Annotated in this window: 24 protein-coding genes; 12 read left to right on the top strand and 12 right to left on the bottom strand. The window is 62.9% G+C overall.

What is annotated here, in order from left to right; genetic code table 11:
* Positions 1-30: 30 nt before the first annotated feature.
* Positions 31-198 carry a hypothetical protein gene (locus MVA47_RS09755; protein ID WP_247207668.1) on the bottom strand — a complete coding sequence of 56 codons (168 nt, stop codon included), beginning with the start codon at positions 196-198 and terminating at the stop codon, positions 31-33.
* Positions 199-371: 173 nt separating this feature from the next.
* On the opposite strand from MVA47_RS09755, the gene MVA47_RS09750 reads away from it, so the two are divergent.
* The 4 genes from MVA47_RS09750 (at position 372) to MVA47_RS09735 (ending at position 3,137) form a co-directional block, all read left to right on the top strand.
* Positions 372-584, top strand: coding sequence for an ANTAR domain-containing protein (locus MVA47_RS09750; protein ID WP_247207667.1), 213 nt, complete (start codon positions 372-374; stop codon positions 582-584).
* Between the two features lie 141 nt (positions 585-725).
* Positions 726-2,018 (top strand): EAL domain-containing protein, encoded by a 1,293-nt coding sequence (locus MVA47_RS09745; RefSeq protein WP_247207666.1) that lies wholly within the window; start codon positions 726-728, stop codon positions 2,016-2,018.
* Positions 2,019-2,437: 419 nt separating this feature from the next.
* Positions 2,438-2,626: a hypothetical protein gene (locus MVA47_RS09740; protein WP_247207665.1), complete on the top strand. Its 189-nt coding sequence runs from the start codon at positions 2,438-2,440 to the stop codon at positions 2,624-2,626.
* Position 2,627: 1 nt separating this feature from the next.
* Positions 2,628-3,137 carry a hypothetical protein gene (locus tag MVA47_RS09735; protein ID WP_247207664.1) on the top strand — a complete coding sequence of 170 codons (510 nt, stop codon included), beginning with the start codon at positions 2,628-2,630 and terminating at the stop codon, positions 3,135-3,137.
* A gap of 7 nt (positions 3,138-3,144) precedes the next feature.
* Here MVA47_RS09735 and MVA47_RS09730 read toward each other — a convergent pair whose 3' ends face one another.
* Positions 3,145-3,867: a hypothetical protein gene (locus tag MVA47_RS09730; protein ID WP_247207663.1), complete on the bottom strand. Its 723-nt coding sequence runs from the start codon at positions 3,865-3,867 to the stop codon at positions 3,145-3,147.
* 2,427 nt (positions 3,868-6,294) lie between these two features.
* Between MVA47_RS09730 and MVA47_RS09725 the strand changes: the two genes are divergently transcribed.
* Genes MVA47_RS09725 through MVA47_RS09715 form a run of 3 tightly spaced genes read left to right on the top strand, consistent with a single transcriptional unit; the run spans position 6,295 to position 9,262 of the window.
* A complete protein-coding gene (locus tag MVA47_RS09725) occupies positions 6,295-7,431 on the top strand; it encodes a site-specific integrase (RefSeq protein ID WP_247207662.1) in 1,137 nt (378 codons plus the stop codon).
* Positions 7,424-7,777, top strand: a complete 354-nt coding sequence (locus MVA47_RS09720) for a helix-turn-helix transcriptional regulator (RefSeq protein ID WP_247206921.1) — start codon at positions 7,424-7,426, stop codon at positions 7,775-7,777. The genes MVA47_RS09725 and MVA47_RS09720 overlap by 8 nt, the downstream gene beginning before the upstream one ends.
* A gap of 9 nt (positions 7,778-7,786) precedes the next feature.
* Positions 7,787-9,262: a Fis family transcriptional regulator gene (locus MVA47_RS09715; protein WP_247206922.1), complete on the top strand. Its 1,476-nt coding sequence runs from the start codon at positions 7,787-7,789 to the stop codon at positions 9,260-9,262.
* Between the two features lie 392 nt (positions 9,263-9,654).
* Here the strand turns inward: MVA47_RS09715 and MVA47_RS09710 are convergent, their stop codons facing one another.
* Entirely contained in the window at positions 9,655-9,849 is a 195-nt protein-coding gene (locus MVA47_RS09710; protein WP_247207661.1) for a putative quinol monooxygenase, read from the bottom strand.
* A 27-nt stretch (positions 9,850-9,876) separates the two neighbouring features.
* On the opposite strand from MVA47_RS09710, the gene MVA47_RS09705 reads away from it, so the two are divergent.
* The gene (locus MVA47_RS09705; RefSeq protein WP_247207660.1) at positions 9,877-10,158 is read left to right on the top strand and encodes a sigma factor-like helix-turn-helix DNA-binding protein; all 282 of its coding nucleotides are present in this window, start codon (positions 9,877-9,879) and stop codon (positions 10,156-10,158) included.
* Here the strand turns inward: MVA47_RS09705 and MVA47_RS09700 are convergent.
* On the bottom strand, positions 10,155-10,535 hold the full coding sequence (locus MVA47_RS09700; RefSeq protein WP_247207659.1) for an Lsr2 family protein: 381 nt from the start codon (positions 10,533-10,535) through the stop codon (positions 10,155-10,157). The genes MVA47_RS09705 and MVA47_RS09700 overlap by 4 nt on opposite strands.
* 192 nt (positions 10,536-10,727) lie before the next feature.
* Here MVA47_RS09700 and MVA47_RS09695 point away from each other — a divergent pair, with 192 nt between their 5' ends.
* Positions 10,728-11,141, top strand: a complete 414-nt coding sequence (locus MVA47_RS09695; protein WP_247207658.1) for an STAS domain-containing protein — start codon at positions 10,728-10,730, stop codon at positions 11,139-11,141.
* Between the two features lie 148 nt (positions 11,142-11,289).
* Here MVA47_RS09695 and MVA47_RS26710 read toward each other — a convergent pair whose 3' ends face one another.
* The 8 genes from MVA47_RS26710 to MVA47_RS09660 form a co-directional block, all read right to left on the bottom strand.
* Complete coding sequence (locus tag MVA47_RS26710; RefSeq protein WP_281504702.1) at positions 11,290-11,412, bottom strand: hypothetical protein; 123 nt, start codon at positions 11,410-11,412, stop codon at positions 11,290-11,292.
* Positions 11,413-12,168: 756 nt separating this feature from the next.
* A complete protein-coding gene (locus MVA47_RS09690; RefSeq protein ID WP_247207657.1) occupies positions 12,169-12,792 on the bottom strand; it encodes a DUF3618 domain-containing protein in 624 nt (207 codons plus the stop codon).
* Complete coding sequence (locus tag MVA47_RS09685; RefSeq protein WP_247207656.1) at positions 12,789-13,217, bottom strand: phage holin family protein; 429 nt, start codon at positions 13,215-13,217, stop codon at positions 12,789-12,791. The genes MVA47_RS09690 and MVA47_RS09685 overlap by 4 nt, the downstream gene beginning before the upstream one ends.
* Positions 13,214-14,011 carry a hypothetical protein gene (locus MVA47_RS09680; protein ID WP_247207655.1) on the bottom strand — a complete coding sequence of 266 codons (798 nt, stop codon included), beginning with the start codon at positions 14,009-14,011 and terminating at the stop codon, positions 13,214-13,216. Before MVA47_RS09680 ends, MVA47_RS09685 begins: the two co-directional genes overlap by 4 nt.
* A 497-nt stretch (positions 14,012-14,508) precedes the next feature.
* Positions 14,509-14,868: a YsnF/AvaK domain-containing protein gene (locus MVA47_RS09675; protein ID WP_247207654.1), complete on the bottom strand. Its 360-nt coding sequence runs from the start codon at positions 14,866-14,868 to the stop codon at positions 14,509-14,511.
* A 146-nt stretch (positions 14,869-15,014) separates the two neighbouring features.
* The gene (locus MVA47_RS09670) at positions 15,015-15,269 is read right to left on the bottom strand and encodes a PRC-barrel domain-containing protein (protein ID WP_247207653.1); all 255 of its coding nucleotides are present in this window, start codon (positions 15,267-15,269) and stop codon (positions 15,015-15,017) included.
* A gap of 395 nt (positions 15,270-15,664) precedes the next feature.
* Positions 15,665-16,117, bottom strand: a complete 453-nt coding sequence (locus MVA47_RS09665; RefSeq protein ID WP_247207652.1) for a hypothetical protein — start codon at positions 16,115-16,117, stop codon at positions 15,665-15,667.
* Positions 16,114-16,686, bottom strand: coding sequence for an RNA polymerase sigma factor (locus MVA47_RS09660; RefSeq protein ID WP_247207651.1), 573 nt, complete (start codon positions 16,684-16,686; stop codon positions 16,114-16,116). The genes MVA47_RS09665 and MVA47_RS09660 overlap by 4 nt, the downstream gene beginning before the upstream one ends.
* A gap of 176 nt (positions 16,687-16,862) precedes the next feature.
* Here MVA47_RS09660 and MVA47_RS09655 point away from each other — a divergent pair, with 176 nt between their 5' ends.
* The 3 genes from MVA47_RS09655 (at position 16,863) to MVA47_RS09645 (ending at position 17,955) form a co-directional block, all read left to right on the top strand.
* Positions 16,863-17,318 carry an Asp23/Gls24 family envelope stress response protein gene (locus MVA47_RS09655; protein ID WP_247207650.1) on the top strand — a complete coding sequence of 152 codons (456 nt, stop codon included), beginning with the start codon at positions 16,863-16,865 and terminating at the stop codon, positions 17,316-17,318.
* 71 nt (positions 17,319-17,389) lie between these two features.
* Positions 17,390-17,695: an Asp23/Gls24 family envelope stress response protein gene (locus MVA47_RS09650; protein ID WP_247207649.1), complete on the top strand. Its 306-nt coding sequence runs from the start codon at positions 17,390-17,392 to the stop codon at positions 17,693-17,695.
* Positions 17,692-17,955, top strand: coding sequence for a hypothetical protein (locus MVA47_RS09645; RefSeq protein ID WP_247207648.1), 264 nt, complete (start codon positions 17,692-17,694; stop codon positions 17,953-17,955). Before MVA47_RS09650 ends, MVA47_RS09645 begins: the two co-directional genes overlap by 4 nt.
* Positions 17,956-17,975: the final 20 nt, after the last annotated feature.

The following is a 17,975-nucleotide window of genomic DNA, read 5'->3' as shown; positions in this document are numbered from 1 at the left end:
GGTAGAAGCTACACACGTCGTCCGGCCGCCTCAGCGGCGGCGGAACACATCGCGAAGCCCGCGGTGGTGTTCGCGGCGGCGCAGGGCCTCGGCTTCGTCTTCGAGATCGGCATGGCTGATCACACGCGCAACAACAACTGCGACGCCGATCGACAAGACCACCCAGACGACGGCTCCGACGCCGATCCACCACCACACCAGAGAAAGTATGTCGTACCGAAAAATCTGCCGAACAGACAATGGTCATAGTGATCTTTACGGTCAGCGCGTGACGGTCAAATCATCGTGGTTCGCCTTCTACGCAGCCAGAAGCGCACAATGGAGTTTCACGCAGGCATCCTTCGGTGTCGCATCGAACAAGGGAACCCCGCATGGGCACCAGTAGTGGGCTCGACGGCGTATTGATCGAGCGGCACGTCATCGCAATCGCCGTCGGGATGCTGATGCAACGATGCAAGCTCAGACGCACTGATGCAGCGCGGCGACTGACGCAGGTCGCGACTGTGTCGAAGGTGTCGTTGTTCGATGCCGCGTCGGTCTTGATCGACACGCACCCGAGACCACTGCGGCCCGAATACAACTAAGGGGTTATCGGCCGTCGAAATAGCGGCGGCCTCGCACCGCGGATGCGAGACAAGTTGTCCGATAGATGGATCCGGGCAGGTTGCCCGCGCGGGAATTCGGTGGGGGTGGTTGAGTTGTCATCCAACCCGAGGAGTGTGGTCATGGCCGAAGACGACCGACGCGCGCAGTCGGCGTCGCACTACACGCGGATCACACCTTCTCGCGGACTCACTTCTGTGCTCGCACTCGCTGCGCAGGTGACCGGGTGCCCGATCGCGTTGATCAACGTGATCGACGGGACGCACCAATACACTGTGGCCGCTCACGGATTCGACACCGGGATCGTCGTTCCGCTGGACATGTCCGCGTGTGCCGGCGTGATCGCACGGGGCACACCGGTCGTCATTCCCGACGCAGCCAGCCCTGATGCTGACGAGATCGTCGCCGATTCATTGCGCCGCTTGGGGTTTCGAGCATACGCCGGCATTCCCCTGCTGAGCCGTGAGAATCTGCCCGTCGCCACACTGTGCGTCCTCGACACCACGCCGCACGCGGCACAGGACTTCGATCTGGTGGCACTGCAACATTGCGCAGTCTTGGCGGGTGAGGCCCTCGACGCGGCACGGTCACTGAGCAGTCGGATAGCCACCGACGCCCGGACACCCCGTGACCACGGCGATGCCGCGCTCGGCATCGGTGAGGTTGCCGCGGCGATCGACAACGGCCAGATCGTGCCGTGGTACATGCCGATCGTCGACCTGCAGACCGGCGAGCTGACGGCCGTCGAAGCGTTGGCCCGGTGGCTGCACCCTGAGCGCAGGGTACTGGCCGCCGACGCCTTCATCCCTCTGGTCGAGAACACCGATCTCATCATCGAGTTCGACCTGACCATGCTGGCCCGAGCAGTCGCCGATCTGCAGCGGTGGCGCAGCGAACGTACCGATGCCGACCACGTCGGCGTCGCCGTCAACTTCTCCGCCCACCACTTCTACCGTCCCGACTGCGCCGACCGGATCGACAAGGTGACCACAGCGGCCGGCGTGGCCCCCGGATCGGTCACCCTCGAGATCACCGAATCCGTCGCCGTACCCACCACGGCGCTCATCGATGCCCACGTGATCGATGATCTCCGGGAGCGCGGCTACCTCGTCGTCTTCGACGACATCGGTGGGCCGTGGCTACCTGCCGAACACCTGCTTGCGATCGGCGTCAACGGCCTCAAAGCCGACCGCACCGTCGGGTCGTCGCTACACACGCCGACCGGACGTGCGATCGCCCGCGCCTTGACCGCACTCACCGCCGAGCTCGGCCAGTTCCTGGTCATCGAGGGCATCGAGACCGCTGAACAGGCACACCAGGCGCGCGTCGTCGGGGCCCGCTATGGGCAGGGCTATCACTGGTCTCCCGCGCAGCCCGCAGACGCTTTCCCGATGCTCTCGAGTGCGCGGCCATAGCGGCTGGCCAGTCAAGGTCAGGGAGTCAGCTCGACTCAGAATGGCGGGGCGACGCGCAGTTCTACAGAAGGCGTGGGGCACGCTTCGATCACGGTGACAGCCAACATCTACGCTGACCTATACGACGAACTCGACGTCGTTGCAATCGCGCTTGATTCGTTTAGTTAGGCGAGCGCACATGCGATTAGTGCTCTCGCAACGGTTGCGGCGGGCTTCGAGCCGCGATCAAAAAGTTGCAGAAAGCTGGACCGTAGATTATCAGCACGAGCCCCCATCGATTGCCGATGGCCTACAGGTCTCATGCGAACGCAAGAACGACTGCTGCCTCGCCTCGGCGTCCCAGTTTGCCGGCATCGACGTACACCGGTTCTACTCAGCGATGAACCACGGAGCTGACGTGGTACGCGGTAGAATCGGTCATGCGCAAGTTCATGCTTCGAATGCGGGACAAAGTGGTCCGTCAGGTGACGGCGACCCCCAACGACCAGCAAGGAGCGATCGGCAACGGAAAAAACGGTGACGCGCAGGCTAACGACTCGGAGCCTGATTACCGGGAAAGCCTCAAGGACAGCCAGATCCAAAAGTTTGGCAAACGCGGAGATGAATAGCGTGGTCGACGTTCATGGCGCCGACGCTGCCAACTACAAAATACTATCCGACTTCATCGATAAGGAAGTATCGGACGCTTGGGCTAGAAAAAGCTCTTTTGAAACTCGATCCTTTTCGATCGTCATGGCCACAATTTCTTTAATATCCCTCTATTTCGTTCTTCAAACTCAACTCAAACTCTCACCGAGCGACTATCAAGGGTGGGTGGCGGGCCTGTTCGTCACTTCGTTGATTGCATCGTTCGTGGCTTTAGTTTGTGCAGTGGCCGCCGCTCTCCCAATGAAGTATCCACTTTCCCCTGTCGCTACGCTCGAGAAAATGCTGTCCGAGACCCAGATATCAAACATCGACCACAGTTTCGAGATTTTGGAGGCACGAATTGATCAGCTCGCGCATATTACCGCGCGCAATTCAGTGAAAGCTTTCTTTGCTGTGTCAGCGTTCGCGTCATTCTTCCTAGCAGGCGCTATGCTGGTCGCGACGCTGGCAGTCGCTCTTTTAACTCAATGAAGTCACTTCAGAACGAGCCGAGCGATTTCGCTCGACCAGCAAAGCGGTCAGACGACATAACTTCGACCCGAGTGTGGCTGTATCGTCCCGTCGGGTATGGAGCGATCGAGGTCTTGAACCAACTGTCGTCTAACTCAAGACTCCATCCAATAACCGGAGGTATCACCGATGCTTGACCCGGTAGCTGCGCGAGGAGCGGCTTGACGCTAACACCTTTGCGATAGCCTACCGTCACGTCACTAGCGTCCATAACTATAGTGGCCACAACTGGTGGCTTGTCATTTGCTCTAAGTTTACGATCTATGGCCTCTGCAACCCAAACATACTTCGGAAGTTGAAGCAAGTTCAATCGTCGGATTAGGTTTTTATCGTCAACCCGGGCGGCCATATTATCTTTAAGGTCCCTTCCGAGCATGGCGTATGTTCGAATTGTGACGGAATTTGATTCGGCCGAGGCAGTTCCTTCGGCGAGCGATGTCATCGCCGAAAAATACGTTTGATGCTCACTCTCGCCGATTCCAATTTCCGACCAGTCTGACTGCTCAGTTATCCTCTCGTTAACCAAGTCAGTAATCATACGGATTGCGGCTCGCTCTGCAGTGGCGCCATCTAATATCAGCCCATGCGAAAGCGGTACTATTATTGACGTCAAGTCCCGTCGTTCGTGGGTCTGCAAGACTAATTCGTTCACACTCTCGAATCCGTACGGTTGTTTTTGATCGTCGCTCACGATGAACTCAGCAACATCAGAGTGCAGAGACCTAGCTCCACTCCCTTCTTTGAGATCCTCCTTTCGAAGGTACCCGAGGATTACCTTGGTATGCTCTACTGCATCCCGCGAAATGATGACAGGGATGCCAGAGTTCAAGTATCGACACACCGAGCTCCCGATATTCGCCCGAGTCCAGAACTCCTCCGCGCGTTTCTTCGCTTCGGGCCCCTCTAGGATAGTGTGCAACTCCTTCTTGAACTCCTCGCTGTCAGCCCAAGTGGTAGGTCTCGAACTGATTAACAGAGCTCTATCAATGACTTCGGGAGGCAAATCAAACCGTCGAAGCGCCGTGCACATGACGTTTGTCGACAATCCATTAGAAGGATACGAACGGCCATACGACTCGAATTGCTGGGCGGCCCGATGAAAGCTTGCCGTAGATCGACGCTGAACTAGACCACGTAAGACAGCGGAGTAGTGACACTGCCACGCACTAACGTGAGCGCATCGCAGAAGGTGTCCATCCTGCTCCATGAAAGGCACCCCGACCGCTACAATCGAGACACCAAACACCTGCACGTGCTCAGTCACCGCTGTTCGGATGTGAGGCGAGAGCGTTTGCCGGCCTTCAGCGAGATCCTTAACCCAAACATTTGTCGTAATCATCGAGCGACCGACGATTCCCGGGGATTGCGGCCTAATTATAACGTACCCGAGGTACTCTCCCTGGTTGGCCAACGGAATCGGGCCGTCCGGATATCGATACTGTTGTCCGAACGAACTCAAACTCTGGTACTTGAGCGAGAGTCGCCCTGGTCGTCTACGCGAGAAAAAATGCAAACGGACGGCAGATGGTTCCCTTACGCGGAAGATCATCTCGTGCGTCGCGCTGTACTCGCTTCTGTAATCGAGGTCGAAATAGTCATCCTCTACCATCATGTACGCCGCCTCTGCGGCCTTGAAAGTATCGAAGACGGCCGTCGCAACGATGCTAGCGCCGTTCACAAGCCGGTCTGGGCCCCCATTTTCGGGTACTAGGCTCGGCTTGTCTATATCTAAGTAATCGAGTGTGCAGTCAGTACTGTTACTACACAGCTTCCGCAACGCACCGTAGGATTCCTCATCCGGGGGCAGCGCAATTGACTCACACATTGCGTGCTCTCTCTCGAACTGCTCGTCTAAACGCTCTGCTTGTGCTTCCGGCCTGCTTGAGCCGACGAAGCGGCTATGTCGTCAGCTGAGGCAGGACGTGGGATCCGGGACTCGCTTGACGTAGCGACAGTTACCCGAACTCGGCGACCGTCGGAACGGGTTATGTAGCGTTTTGAAGAACCCGGCAACAACGGACTGGGCTGCTTGCGGCGTTTGGTCATCAGCAGTTCCGAAGGGCACAAGAGTAGATGCCGAAGCGGCGTAAGACTGCCACGAGAGACCTGGGGGAGTTGGCGCTCAAAGCCAACGTGCTCCGCATTGAACCAGGCTAGCAGCTCTCACTGACCCATATTGCATCAGCGTCCAGCGTGTTTACATGGGGACCCAGCGACAGGTGCTTGCTTCGGGGCGCGTTCATGAGCCGTTGACAGGTGTCCCTCAATAGGTGGGCATCCGTCGACCGACAATGCTGACCCGGTTCGACGACTGCCACTTCGTACCAGATGACTTTCTTCCCGGCAGCGGACGCTCACGAGTGTTTGCCTCATGGAGCGCCAAAATCCGGGACCTCATGGAGAGACCGAACTCGAAGGCTTTGAGCCTGTGACCTGGAATAACTTACGGTGGCCAGAGTCGGGATCGAACCGACGACCTTCCGCTTTTCAGATGGAAGTAACCCCAGGTGAAACCGGTTGTCCCAGGTCAGACCGGTCTAGACCCGCCCGTTCAGACCCCTCGGACCACTTCATCCAAGATTTTCGCCCCATATTTGCCCCATGACGGGTGCCCCATATGCCCCATGGACAGCCGTCCGCCGACTGACCAGGGGGTCCGTCCGTAACGTCGAATAGTTTTCGGGTTGCTCCGACCGGCCATCGAACGGCCGGCCCTCCGCTAATAATAACTACATATCTGGGCAAGTATGGGAAAAGCTAGATACTCCACCAGACATCCCCAGATATCCGCAGTTGACGATCAGCGCCTGCTCGGTCCGCGCAGGGCACCGGCGTCGAATGAGAGTCTCCCGTATTGGGCGCCCCGAGTTCGCCGGTGACATCGTCTCAGTCAAGGCCAGAGCCTTGAGCCGACGTAATATATATTATCGGCGTAAAACTCTCGGGAGTAGTGGTAGGTGCGGTTACTGCCGTCTACCTGGGATGATGGGGTTTGCGCTGGTGGGCGGCGGGGTTGGCTGGCGTGGTGTCGGCGCCGCGGATGTGATGCTTGTGCGTCGGTCCAGCGCCCTGTAGGTTTCTTGCATTAGATGCAGGTTTCCACGGGTCGGAGGTCGGCGTGGACGGTGTCCCGGGATTCGTTCCGCGGTTGTTGCGCGACGGTGAGGTCGGCCTGTTCCGTGCCGAGGACCGCGTGTTTGAAGCAATGGTCGAGGGTTGGCGGGCGCAGATGCTGGCGCGTGGGCTGACGAGAGCAACGATCGACGGGCGCTGCGGGGTGCTGCGCCGGTTCCAGGAGTTCGCCGGGACGTTCCCGTGGTCGTGGAGGCCGGTCGATCTGGATGACTACATGGCTGGGCGGCGCTCGGGTGAGAAGCCGGTGAGCTGGACGACGCTGCGTTCGGACAGCAATGCCATCGCGATGTTCTGTGCCTACGTCTCGAGCTCGAGTTACGGGTGGGGTGCGCTGTGCCAACGGGTCTTCGACGATGTTCCGGCGCAGATCGCGTTCGAGTGGAACACCCCGCGGCACACCTGCGAGGATGCTGTTCCGGCTGGCCGCCGGGCCTTCACGGCCACGGAGCTGCAGAGACTCTTTGATGACGTGGACGACCGGGTCGATCGTGAGTTCGCTGCTGGGAGTAAGCGCTGGCTTCCCCTGTTGCGGGACTCGATCGCGTTCAAGGTCTGCTACGCCTTTGGGCTTCGGCGTCGCGAGGTGGCGATGCTGGACGTGCAGGATTTCGGCCCCAACCCGCATGTGCCTGCGTACGGCGACTTCGGCGCGGTGACCGTCCGATGGGCCAAAGGCACCACCGGGTCGGGGCCGCGACGACGCACCGTGTTGACGGTCCCGGAGTTCGACTGGGTGGTTGACCTGCTCCGATTCTGGATCACCGAGCGTGGCCGGCGGCACTTCGCCACCGCTGACCGATCGGCGGCGCTATGGCCGAGCGAGCGCGCCGAGCGGATAAGAGTGGGTAGCTTGAGTGATGCCTTCGCTGCCGCCCGCGAGGGCGCCGGCTTGCCGAAAGAGCTCGGACTGCACTGCCTGCGACACTCCTACGTCACGCACTTGATCGAGGCCGGCTACGACCCGGCGTTCGTGCAGACTCAAGTCGGTCATGCCTATGCGTCGGTCACCGGGCTGTACACCTCGGTCGGCAACGATTTCAAACAGAAAACCATCCAGCACATGATCGCTTCGCGGCTGGACGGCCACGGCAGGAAGCAGGACGGAGACGCTGATGGCTGAGCAACGACGCATCGGGTATCGCTGGAATCTGCGGACGCAGATGGCGCAGCGCAACCTGTGGAAGAGCACCGAACTGGTGCCGTTGTTGAGGGCTCGGGGCATCAACCTGTCCGAGAGTCAAGTCTACCGGCTGGTGACCGGCACACCAGAGCGGATCCCGGCACGCACGTTCGCCGCGCTCTGCGACATCCTCGACTGCGAACCCGGCGAGTTGTTCGAGCCGTTCGTGGAGATGCGGGCAGCGGCCACCGCCCAGGCGCCGAAGCGGCCGGAAGACCTGGGGGTGGCACCCGGCCAGCCGATCGCCCCCCGGGTGAGACTCGTCCGGGACGACAACGAGGACTGACCGATACCGATGGCCAGGCCCCGCAAACCCGACGACCCGGACCTACGTCGCGTGTGTCCGTGTGATCGCTGCGGCTTGGGCTACCCGCTGGTGGTCACCTGGGGCCCGGAGGATCAGATCTGCGGCTACTGCTACCAGCAGGCCAAACGCACCCGCGGCACCTGCGACTGCGGCCACATCGGCGTCTTACCGGGCCGAGTAGATGGGCGCCCGGCCTGCCGGGCGTGCGCCCAGATCACCCTCAACATCGATTGCGTGCGCTGCGGCGCCGAGGACGAGATCTACCGCGCCGGCCTGTGCTGGCCATGCGCACTGAGCGAGACCGTCGACGGACTGCTGACCAACCCGGACACCGGCACCATCGCCGAGAGGCTTATCCCCCTGGCTGAGGCGTTGAAATCGATGAAACGCGCCAACAGTGGACTGACCTGGATCCGCCAGCGGCACGTGACCGACTTCCTGAAACAGTTGGCCACCCTCCCGGAGCTCACGCACGAGGCGATCGATGCACTTCCACGCTCGCGCACCCGCGACTACGTGCGCGGGCTCCTAGTCGAGCACGGTGGCCTGCCCCGACGTGATGAGCTGCTTGTCCGCTACCAAGCCTGGGCGGACACAGCACTGGAGAGGCTGACCGAGGACACCAACCGGGCCGTCATTGACCGCTATATCCGCTGGCACCATCTACGGCGCATGAACAAGATGGACCCCGTCCCCCACGGCACCTTCCTGCGCAGCAAGCAGACCGTCACCGTCGCGATCAACTTCCTCAACTGGCTCGGCGAGCGCGACATCGCGCTCGCCGACGTCGGCCAGGGCGAGGTTGACGCCTGGATCGCCGGCGGGCCGACCACGCGACTGCTCGTCGATCGGTTCCTCGGCTGGGCCATGGACACCAAGAACGCCCCACAAGGGCTCACCGTGCCCCGCCATCGCCGCGGTAACAGCACCACACTCAGCGCCACCGACCAGGCCGCCGCCCTGGACCGAATAGTGGACGGCGACACCCTGACCGCACGAGACAAGGCCGCGGCGATTCTAGTCCTTGTCTTCGGCCAACAGATCCAAGATATTGCCGCGCTGAACTGGGACGACATCACCGTGACCGAGGACCTGGCGACCATTACGCTCGGCAGCGGCCCGATCGTGTTGCCCGCCCCGCTCGACGGGCCGTGGCGTGAACTCCTGGCTAACCCTGGCCACGATCAGACCGCCGCTCACCCGAGAAGCAACTGGGTCTTCAGAGGGCATTCCCCCGGCATGCACATCGATCCGATGCACCTACGCCTCCGGCTACGAGACCACCTCGTCAGCGCCCGCGCCGCCCGACTCGGCACACTGCATGAACTCAGCAAGACCGCCCCGGCCGCCATCATCGCCGATGTCCTGGGCTATCACCCATCGACCATTGAGCGCCACGCTGTTGACGCGGCAGGTACGTACGCCGAATACATCGCCGCCGTACGCGAGTACGGCCAGAGGTGATTCTGCGGCGAATTACCGAGCCATCGGTAACAGGGGAAATAGGTAACAGGGAACAAGTACTGTTACCGGCGTGGAGAGGGCCACAGAGTAATTCGCCGCTCGAGACACCGCGATCAGATCGCCTACTCCCGACTTACGAACACCCGCTCCTGCCAGCAGAAATTGCGACACAATGTATTTCGTCACCAGTGACGAAATACATCCATGCTCGCATACGATGGGCCTTGGTCAGACGAACAGAACGTAGAGCTGCCAGGCTGTTTCGGGTGGGTCTGTGCGTGCTGGCTGAGACAGCATGGCTGCACCACCAAGGCCTAGCAACGCTCTCGGAGCGATCAGTTGTCACAGTGCATTACGTCACAAAGACAAATGAAGTCAGCTCCATCCGGGCGTCACAGCTGCAGAGATCCTTTCTCGCCAGCTTCGATGGCCAACAGCCTCGTAATGGCAAGCGGTTTGGCGAGTTTGCCATCGAGTGCTGCACCGATTCGCGTCAAGCTCGGAGCGCTCATATGCGTTTCTAACGCGTCCTCCGACGCCCATTCTTCCACGAAGACGAAGTCAGTCGAGTCGACGGCCTCGTGCATGACGTACCGGATGCATCCTGGTTCGGAGTGAACGATGGCGTACTGGCGGCCGGTGCTGCAGACGCCGCGGCAGCCGACGAACCGGTGCTGGTGCGTGAGGAGCACCGTCAGGTACGCCGACACGTAGCCGCGCTCAGCGCCCTGCAACGGCAGAGCATCACGCTGGTGTACTTCGCTGGCCTCACCCACACACAGGGCGCACAGCGACTCAACGTTCCGGTGCCGACGTTCAAAAGCCGCCTTCGAGACGGGCTCGTCCGGCTACGTGGGCTGCACGCCGACAGCGACCGCGAGGACCTCTGCGCCTAGCGGTCGCCGGCCTGCTCGTAGTAGGCGGCCACAATGTGTTTCGCGATGCGTCCGCGGTCGCCGATGCCGCCATATCCGTGGTCGCGGGCCCATGCACGAATGACCGGACGGTCGCCGGCATCGTCGACGGAACCGTTACTGCCAGCGGCTCGGCGAGGGGCCGACCCGGACCGCCGCCGGCCGCCCACCCGGGTCGACTTACTCAGCAGCGTCGTGACAGCCATCTTGCCGTTCTCGATCTTCTCGAGATTGGTTGTGCTGGTGTCAAAGACGTAGTCGACGCCTCGCCATGACCACTCGATCGTGTTCAGATCATCAATCTCGATGGGCTTGCCATCGAGATCATCAACGAACTCCACGACCGTCTTCTTCGCCATAAACTAAAGATAGCCAATGTCAGCCGACCGCGCCCAACCAAAAAGACATTCCGTCTAAACTGTCGGGTCGTGTCCCAACCGGTAATGACAGCGGTTTGTTGCCTATTCGGGGCTACCGCCACTCATCACGCTTCCCGAACATTCGCCCCGTACGATGACGGTCGCTGTAGAACGCAAACAGAAGGAGAGCTCGTGCATGTAGACAAAGCTGCCGGACTTTCCACCACCGACAGCGCCATCGCTACGGGCAATGATGCGTTGTCGATCCTCACCGTCGAGCGCGACAACATCGCAATCCTCACTGTGCACGGCAGCCTTGACTTACTCACCGCCACGCACCTCACCACGGCGGTAGGCGACGCGCTTAAAAGTCAACCGCACGGTGTGATCATCGACCTCACCGCCACCGAGTTTCTGGCCTCGGCCGGAATGACTGCACTGTTCACCGCCTACGAGGCAACCACCCCAGTACCCTTTGGTGTCGTCGCCGCCGGACCCTCCACCGCCCGCCCCCTCAAGCTGGTCGGACTTGACCACACGTTCGCCCTCTATCCGACCCTGGACGAAGCACTCACCGCCACAGCGGCCGCCTCACCGAAGCCATAACCAGACTTATCCGCCCTATCCGCGCCCACATCCGCCACATGACATTCCTCGCGCGCACGGTCCGGCCCGTCGCGTGCCTGGAGATCGCCGGGCGAGTCATCTGTCGCCCGACAAGAGGATTGAGCTAAGGACAGTAACCGGGTTCGACTTATTGCAGTTCGGTCAGCATCGCGAGGCCGACCATGGTGCCCATGAGTGCCGGGAGGGTCAGCAACATCGCCAGATCACCGCCGACGGGAGTGAACGGCGACGAGGCCGTCGTCGGCCGCACACGTCGCCTGGGTGTTCCCGTGTGCAGGCGCCTCGGCGATTCTAAAAACATCACGCTGTTCATTATGCCGGTGTTTGTGTACCCGTCAGCGCCAATCGTCCAGAATTCATCTAGACGATGTAGTCCTTGCATCTTAATGCCGTCTGCACACGGGTGGCCCGTGGTGGATATGGCGATCAACGAGCATGGTGTGCTGACCGAGGGCAGGGCCATGGAGAGGCGGTGGGTGCCGTGATCGCGCGCATGGGGTCGCTGTGCGGCCGCGCAATATCGTTTTCGCGGCGCGACCCGCGCAGGGCACGGCGCCGTCAGGTGTCGCTATGGCTGTTTCCGACACGACTATCGGAGTGAGACGCACCGCTGTTTAGTAGGGTCGGTGCAAGTGGTCAGCATTTTCCGGCCGCGTAGTCGCGGACCGCGCGAACATAGGTGTCGAGGCGGTCGGCGGGCGCCGGTCTCGTTCCGCGAGGACGGCGACTGGTAGCAGAAACCTGCTGCACGCGGCGGGCAGCATTTAACGCCTTCCCGTGCACCGCCCGGTGATCTTGGATGCCTGTCGGCAGTTGAATGCAGCGGACGCGGTCGCCGCCGGCCTGCCCGCGCCGCCGGACGCCACGCCCGGTAACACCGAATAGACGGCTTCCAGTCGGACCCGGCGAACCACATGAAGTATCAACACCTTCCGCAGCGGGGCAAGTTCCGACGAGCTGCGGCAACGACACCTTGTTCGGGTGTCGTTGCCGTAGCCCCGGGTGGTTAGCGTTGCTGGTCGGCGACGGTGGTGGTCGCGTCCTGGGCGTGGGTTTGCACGTCCTGGGCCGCTGAGGTTCCTTCGTCCTTGACCGTTGCGGCGGCGTCGGTCGCGGTGTCCTTGATCGCGGCCGCCGCCTCCTGCGCCGGTTGCTGCAGCTTCTGGGCGGTTTGCTTGGCGATGTCGGTCACTTCGTCGGTCAACGGCTGCGCTTTGTCCTGCAAAGCGGCAGCGGCCTGCTGTTCGCGGTCACTGGCCGGGATCAGCGCCGACACGAGCAGCCCGGCGCCGAACGCGATCAGCCCGGCGGCGAGCGGGTTGCCCTGGGTCTGGGCTTTGACTGCGCCCGGCGCCGATTGCACCGCGTCGCTGGCGGACTGGGCCGTTTCGGAGACCGAGGCCATCGCCGAACTCGTTGCGCCGGAGGTGCTCTGGGCGGTGTCGGTGGCTGAGCCCATCACTTTGTCGCGGACGCTACCGAGGGTGCTGGCGGCGCGGCCGACTTTGCGTTTGGCCATCGTCGTCGGGTTGGCTTCATAGGCCAGGGTGTTGACGTCCGAGCTCAAGGTGGCGCGGGTGCGTTCGATGTCGGCGCGGATCTGGTCGGGATCGGAACTACTGGTGGTCATGGCTTCTCCTGAGGATGCGGCGCCAGAGCGCCGGGAATTTTGGTGACGGTGTCGGTGGTCTGGGGCAGACCCTTAGCTGTGCGTAGCGCCGAGCGGCCCAGGACAGCGAGGACGGCGCCGATGATCGCCCACACGAGTACGACGATCAGTGCGGACCAGCCGTGCCCGATCGCGCTGCCCAGAGCGGCCCACAGCGCGACCGAGAGGAACAGCAGCACGAAATAGCCGGCGACGGCGGCGCCGACGAGCATGCCGGATCCGGTGCCGACGCGGCGGGCGGTCTGGGTGGCTTCGGCTTTGGCCAAGGCGAGTTCCTGGCGGACCAGAACGGACAGGTCTTCGCTGACATTGGACAGTAACTCGCCCAGCGATGGGGGGTCGTTTTCGCTGTGGGTGTGCGGCTGGGGTGGGGGCGGGATGGTCATCGCGCCGCGCCCGGGGCCGGATGGGTCGGGTATCCCGGTTGCGGGGTCGAGGCGGGCGGCACCGTGTACGGCGAGTCCACCGGTCCGCCGGTTCCTCCGGCCCCGGTCGCGTGTTGTCCGGTGGCGTATCCCGCCGGTGGTGCCGCATACCCGGCGGCCGGGGTCTGCAGCGGCGGCAGGGGTGCAGTCGGGGTGTCCTCAGCGTGCGGCGGCGCAGCGACAGCACGCGGACCCGAACCGGTGGTGTCGCCATCGCTGTTGGCGGCGGTGAGGCCGCGGCCCAGGCGTCCGGCGAGCAGGCCGGCGCCGGCAGCCAAAGCTAAGAAGGTGCCGGGTTTGCGGCGGGCGAAGCGGGTGACCTCGTCGAGGACCTGGCCGGGTTCGCGGTCCTCGAGCCAGGAGGCGACGGTGTGGGCGTGCTGGGAGGCCTGGCGGGTGAGATCGGTGGCGATACCGGGGTTCTCGGAGCCATCGGCCATGGAGCTGAACTCATCGGACAAGGCCCGCAGGCCGCCGGCGACGCGTTGTTGCTGCGCCGCGGCCTGGGTGGTCAGTTCCTCACGGGTCTGGCCGATCAGATCCTGGGCCTGGGTTTTCACTTCGCCGGCCACCTGCTGGGCCTGATCGCCGGCCACGTTCGCCACATGCTTGCCGGCATCGGTGGCGGTACCAGCAACCGCACCCGCCTGCTCCTTGGCGACACCGGTGGTCGACGAATCGGCGCCCGTGCTGGACGGCGCAGTGGGTGGGGGCGTGCTGTGATCGGGGAACGGAACTCCACTAGAAGTGGTCATGAGAACAACTCGCATTCGGATTCGGCGATCGCGCGGACAGCAGGCCGGTGGCTTCGACCTGACAGGCGAGTACCCCGCTTCGTAGAACCCATGCATGAGGGGGCCTGGCCACTAGGCGGCGCCGTGGGCTGTGGTCGTCAGTTACGTTGTTGCCGAACAGATGTCAGTGGTAGCGCAATCCGCTGAGGCACCTGCCGGGGACCGGTCAGTTTATCGATGGCGTGCGGCGGTCGCTCTGTGATGCAGTGGTGGGGTCCGCTCGGTGCAAGCACCGCTGCGACCGGCACGCAGTTGTCGTTCATTGTTGGGGCGGGATGCAGCCGGTAGTCGTGATTAGTTTTTCGATGCAAGGAACGGGTGTGTGAAATCCCTGCGGCTCGAGTGTTCATCGCGTTGTTGGGCCTGGCGTGGTGTGCGATTGACCCCGGTACGCGGCGAGCCGCCGCCCCGGCGTGGAGCGCGGGAGCGGCGGCTGGCTGTAGCGAACGGTGGTCGGACTATTTTGTGGTGTCGTCGTCGAGTTCGACGCGTTCTTTGCGGACTTCGTCGGTGACGGTGGCTTCCTCAGAGATTGTTTCGGTGTTGAGTCGGACCCGTTCGACGGCTTCGACGTCTTTGGCGACGACGGGCACTTCGCTGTGTAGGACGACTTCGTGTTCTTCTTCGCTGATGGCGGGTCCGTCATGGGCGGCGCCGCGGTTGGCATCGGTGATGGGTTCGCGTTCGATACGAACCTCTTCGTGGCTGACCGGGACTGTGGTGGTGACGTTTTCGGTGACGACGTACTTGCGCAGCCGGGCTCGGCCGGTTTCTTGTTGGGTGGTTCCGACCCGGAGCTTTTCCTCCGAGACGGTCATAGCGTCGTCGGTGGTGGGCCCGGAGGTGTCATGTCCGACGACCCCTGCATCTTGCGAGGTGTCGGTGTGGTCGGCGGTGGGTGCGCTCAGGCCGTAGTGCTCGTACAGACGGTTCTCTTCCTGCGGTGAAAGGTTGCCGTCAGGTTCTACCCGGGGGCGTCTTTGATGGTGTCCTTGTCGTAGTCCACGGAGATGTCATCGCCCTCGACGGTGGCTGCGGCCAAGGGGACGAATGATTCTGAGGTGCCGAACAGCCCGGTTTTGACGGTGACCCAGGACGGTTGATCGGTGGCGTAGTCGAGGTAGATCTGGCCGATGTTGCCGATTTTGGTGCCTCCGGTGGACACGACGTTGCCACCGGCGGAGGTCAGGGCGTTCGCTTGCTGGGTGGTGATGCTCATGAGGGGCTCCTTGCCATGAAGACTGTGAAGATGAGCGCCGTGGGTTACAGCAATTCGCATCATGTGCAGGGTGCCCGCGGTCTGACGCGGGCAAACATGCTTTCCTGAGATGCGGACATAGAACTGCCCAGCACCCCTGACGACGCCGCACGACCACTCAAAGCTGTTGTTGCTCAGACTTTTAGGCCTGCGTACGTGAGCGGGAGGCAGCGTCCGGAACCGCGCACGCCCCGTGCAGACCCTGCCTCATGCGTGTGCTCTTCTTCGCCTCGTTGTGCGGCCCCTTCAGAACGTGGGTGGGCCGGAATGGCGCGTTTACTACGGGTGAACGAACGGAAAATGCTGCACCAGCGCTTATTTCGTCTGCCTGGCTGAGTTGTGTGGTGTCTCGGGGGTCAGGGGTCTCCGACGGCGACGTCGGTGATGATGATGTCGATGTGGGCGCGTGCGGTGGCGCCGTGGTGGGCGTAGAGGTCGGTGATGATGTCGGCGGTGGTGGCGCGGATGCGCTCGGCCAGGGTGCGTAGGTGTGCGCCGTAGCTGCCAGTGACGTGGATGGTCAGTGCGCGTAGTTCGGTGCCGTGGAAGTCGATGTCGATGGCGGTGGGCTGGCACAGGTAGGTGCGGCGCAGTTCGCGGGCCACCGTCGAGCGCAGGACGTGGTCGGTGATGTAGACCGAGCCTTCGCCGGGCGGGCCTGGTGGGGTGGCGCTGCGCAGGGGCCAGCCGTGGCGGGGGGCGGCGCGCACGGCAGCGATGATCTTCTCGCTGGCCGCATCCCACCCGGGGTCGGGTGTGGATCGCAAGATGGCGGCGGCGCGGTCGAGGATCGGGTCGGGTTTTGTCATTGCCACCTCCGCAGTCGCACTTTCAAGTTGCTGGTTGCTCGATGGTGCTGCCCGCGCGCGGCGTCCGGACTGAGCCGTAGCGCCGCGCCGATCTCGGGAAACGTCATTGCCTCGACCTCATGCATTATCCATGCCGCGCGTTGACGCACGGGCAGTTCGGTCAGGGCCGCGTCCAGGGCGCGCAAGAACTCCCCGCCCGCGGCCGCGAGGAAGGGGTCACGAGCGGCGTCGGTGTCGGGGACCGCGGCCAGCAGCTCGTCGTTGATCGGTGCGGCATGTTTGAGCCGATAGGTGTCGACAATTTTGCGGGAGCAGATCGAAAACAGCCACGTCTTGAGCGAAGACTCGCCGCGGAACGTGTCGAGCTGTCGCCAGGCGGCGATGAACGTCTCCTGCACAGCGTCCGCGACGTCGGCGTCGTTGGCCAGCATCTGCACCCCGTACCGGTACAGGGCCGGACCGTAGCGGTGAACCAGCACCTCGAACGCTTCGCGGTCACCGAGCCGGGCCGCCTGCCGCAACACGTCATCACCGGCATCGGTGAGTGCAAGGTCGGTCCGGTCGTACACGTGCACACCACTCCCGTCCCGCCGCGAACGATCCCCGTCGAGCAGGCATGCCCCAAATCGAAACCGGGCACACCACCGCCCAGTTATGTGACGTAGATCACCCATCTGAGACGTTCGGTTTCTGGCAGCTGGCGCGACTGCAGTTCGTAGACATTCGCACCAGAAAGAGGCAGTCCATGACCAGCACGCAGCAAGCCAGCTCGACCAGTCCAGTCAAGACCCCCGATAGTGAGTCGGCGCTCCTGACCTCCGAGGGCAAGACATCGATCGCGGACACGGTGGTCTCGAAGATCGCCGGCATCTCCGCCCGCGAGGTCAACGGGGTGTACAGCCTGGGCGGCGGTGCGACGCGGGCGGTTGGCGCGCTGCGCGAACGGATTCCCGGCGCGAGCGTCAATCACGCCCAGGGAGTGTCGGTGGAAGTCGGTGAGAAGCAGGCCGCCATCGACATCGACATCGTCGCCGACTACGGCGTCTCCATCGCCGATCTCGCCGCAGGTATCCGCCGCAACACCATCGCCGCCATCGAACGGATGACCGGCCTTGAGGTCACCGAGGTCAACATCACCGTCCACGATGTGCACCTCGACGACGACAGCGACAGCGCTGATACCCCCGCGCGCGTGGAATGAGCCCCACCCACCCGTTCGGTGGCTCGCCTGAGATCGCCGAACAGCGTGACCCGGCACAAGGACCCAGGCACATGACGAGCACCGAGGCACAGGTCGATCAGATCGCCGCCGTGGTCACCGCAGTGCCTGGTGTTGCCGGGCTGCACGCCGGAATGTTCGGTGAGGTCGCGACCTACCTGCCCGGCCGCCGGGTGCCCGGAGTGCGGATTGCCGACGCGGGCGCCATCGATGTCCATGTCAGTGTGCGGATCGGCGCGCCGATCCGTGACACTGCCGCGGCGATACGGCGGGCCGTGAGCGCTGTGCACGACGGTGCGGTGAATGTGACCGTCGAAGATGTCGTCCCAGTCGGTGAGGGTGAAGGCGCGAAGAGATGACCGAGCGCGAGTGGGCCACCTACAGCAGTCGGGCTGCCGCCCGGCGGGCGGCCGCTCGCCGTTCGCATCCCGATCGGGGTGGTGACCCGGCCGAGCTGATAGCCGCCTTCGCCGACATCGACACCCTCCTCGGGCCCTCCCGGGCCGCTCGACCCGCATCGACGGTCACCGTTTTTCACCGCCGTCGCAGGCCGCTGCGCCGGTGGATCCACCGCACCCGCCTTCGATCCCGCCGGCGGCGCCGCTACGTCGACATCTGACCGACCACACGGTTCACCCC

Origin of the sequence: Williamsia sp. DF01-3 (assembly GCF_023051145.1) — a bacterium.
GTDB lineage: Bacteria > Actinomycetota > Actinomycetes > Mycobacteriales > Mycobacteriaceae > Williamsia.
This window is presented reverse-complemented; position numbering and strand designations above follow the sequence as displayed.

Coding starts and splice junctions, on each gene's coding strand:
- MVA47_RS09690 (WP_247207657.1), bottom strand. CDS start 12,792: ATGACCACCAGTAGTTCCGATCCCGACCAGATCCGCGCCGACATCGAA.
- MVA47_RS09720 (WP_247206921.1), top strand. CDS start 7,424: ATGGCTGAGCAACGACGCATCGGGTATCGCTGGAATCTGCGGACGCAG.
- MVA47_RS09675 (WP_247207654.1), bottom strand. CDS start 14,868: ATGACCGTCTCGGAGGAAAAGCTCCGGGTCGGAACCACCCAACAAGAA.
- MVA47_RS09650 (WP_247207649.1), top strand. CDS start 17,390: ATGACGAGCACCGAGGCACAGGTCGATCAGATCGCCGCCGTGGTCACC.
- MVA47_RS09710 (WP_247207661.1), bottom strand. CDS start 9,849: ATGCACGAGGCCGTCGACTCGACTGACTTCGTCTTCGTGGAAGAATGG.
- MVA47_RS09745 (WP_247207666.1), top strand. CDS start 726: ATGGCCGAAGACGACCGACGCGCGCAGTCGGCGTCGCACTACACGCGG.
- MVA47_RS09655 (WP_247207650.1), top strand. CDS start 16,863: ATGACCAGCACGCAGCAAGCCAGCTCGACCAGTCCAGTCAAGACCCCC.
- MVA47_RS09680 (WP_247207655.1), bottom strand. CDS start 14,011: ATGACCACTTCTAGTGGAGTTCCGTTCCCCGATCACAGCACGCCCCCA.
- MVA47_RS09670 (WP_247207653.1), bottom strand. CDS start 15,269: ATGAGCATCACCACCCAGCAAGCGAACGCCCTGACCTCCGCCGGTGGC.
- MVA47_RS09685 (WP_247207656.1), bottom strand. CDS start 13,217: ATGACCATCCCGCCCCCACCCCAGCCGCACACCCACAGCGAAAACGAC.
- MVA47_RS09645 (WP_247207648.1), top strand. CDS start 17,692: ATGACCGAGCGCGAGTGGGCCACCTACAGCAGTCGGGCTGCCGCCCGG.
- MVA47_RS09750 (WP_247207667.1), top strand. CDS start 372: ATGGGCACCAGTAGTGGGCTCGACGGCGTATTGATCGAGCGGCACGTC.
- MVA47_RS09715 (WP_247206922.1), top strand. CDS start 7,787: ATGGCCAGGCCCCGCAAACCCGACGACCCGGACCTACGTCGCGTGTGT.
- MVA47_RS09740 (WP_247207665.1), top strand. CDS start 2,438: ATGCGCAAGTTCATGCTTCGAATGCGGGACAAAGTGGTCCGTCAGGTG.
- MVA47_RS09665 (WP_247207652.1), bottom strand. CDS start 16,117: ATGACAAAACCCGACCCGATCCTCGACCGCGCCGCCGCCATCTTGCGA.
- MVA47_RS09700 (WP_247207659.1), bottom strand. CDS start 10,535: ATGGCGAAGAAGACGGTCGTGGAGTTCGTTGATGATCTCGATGGCAAG.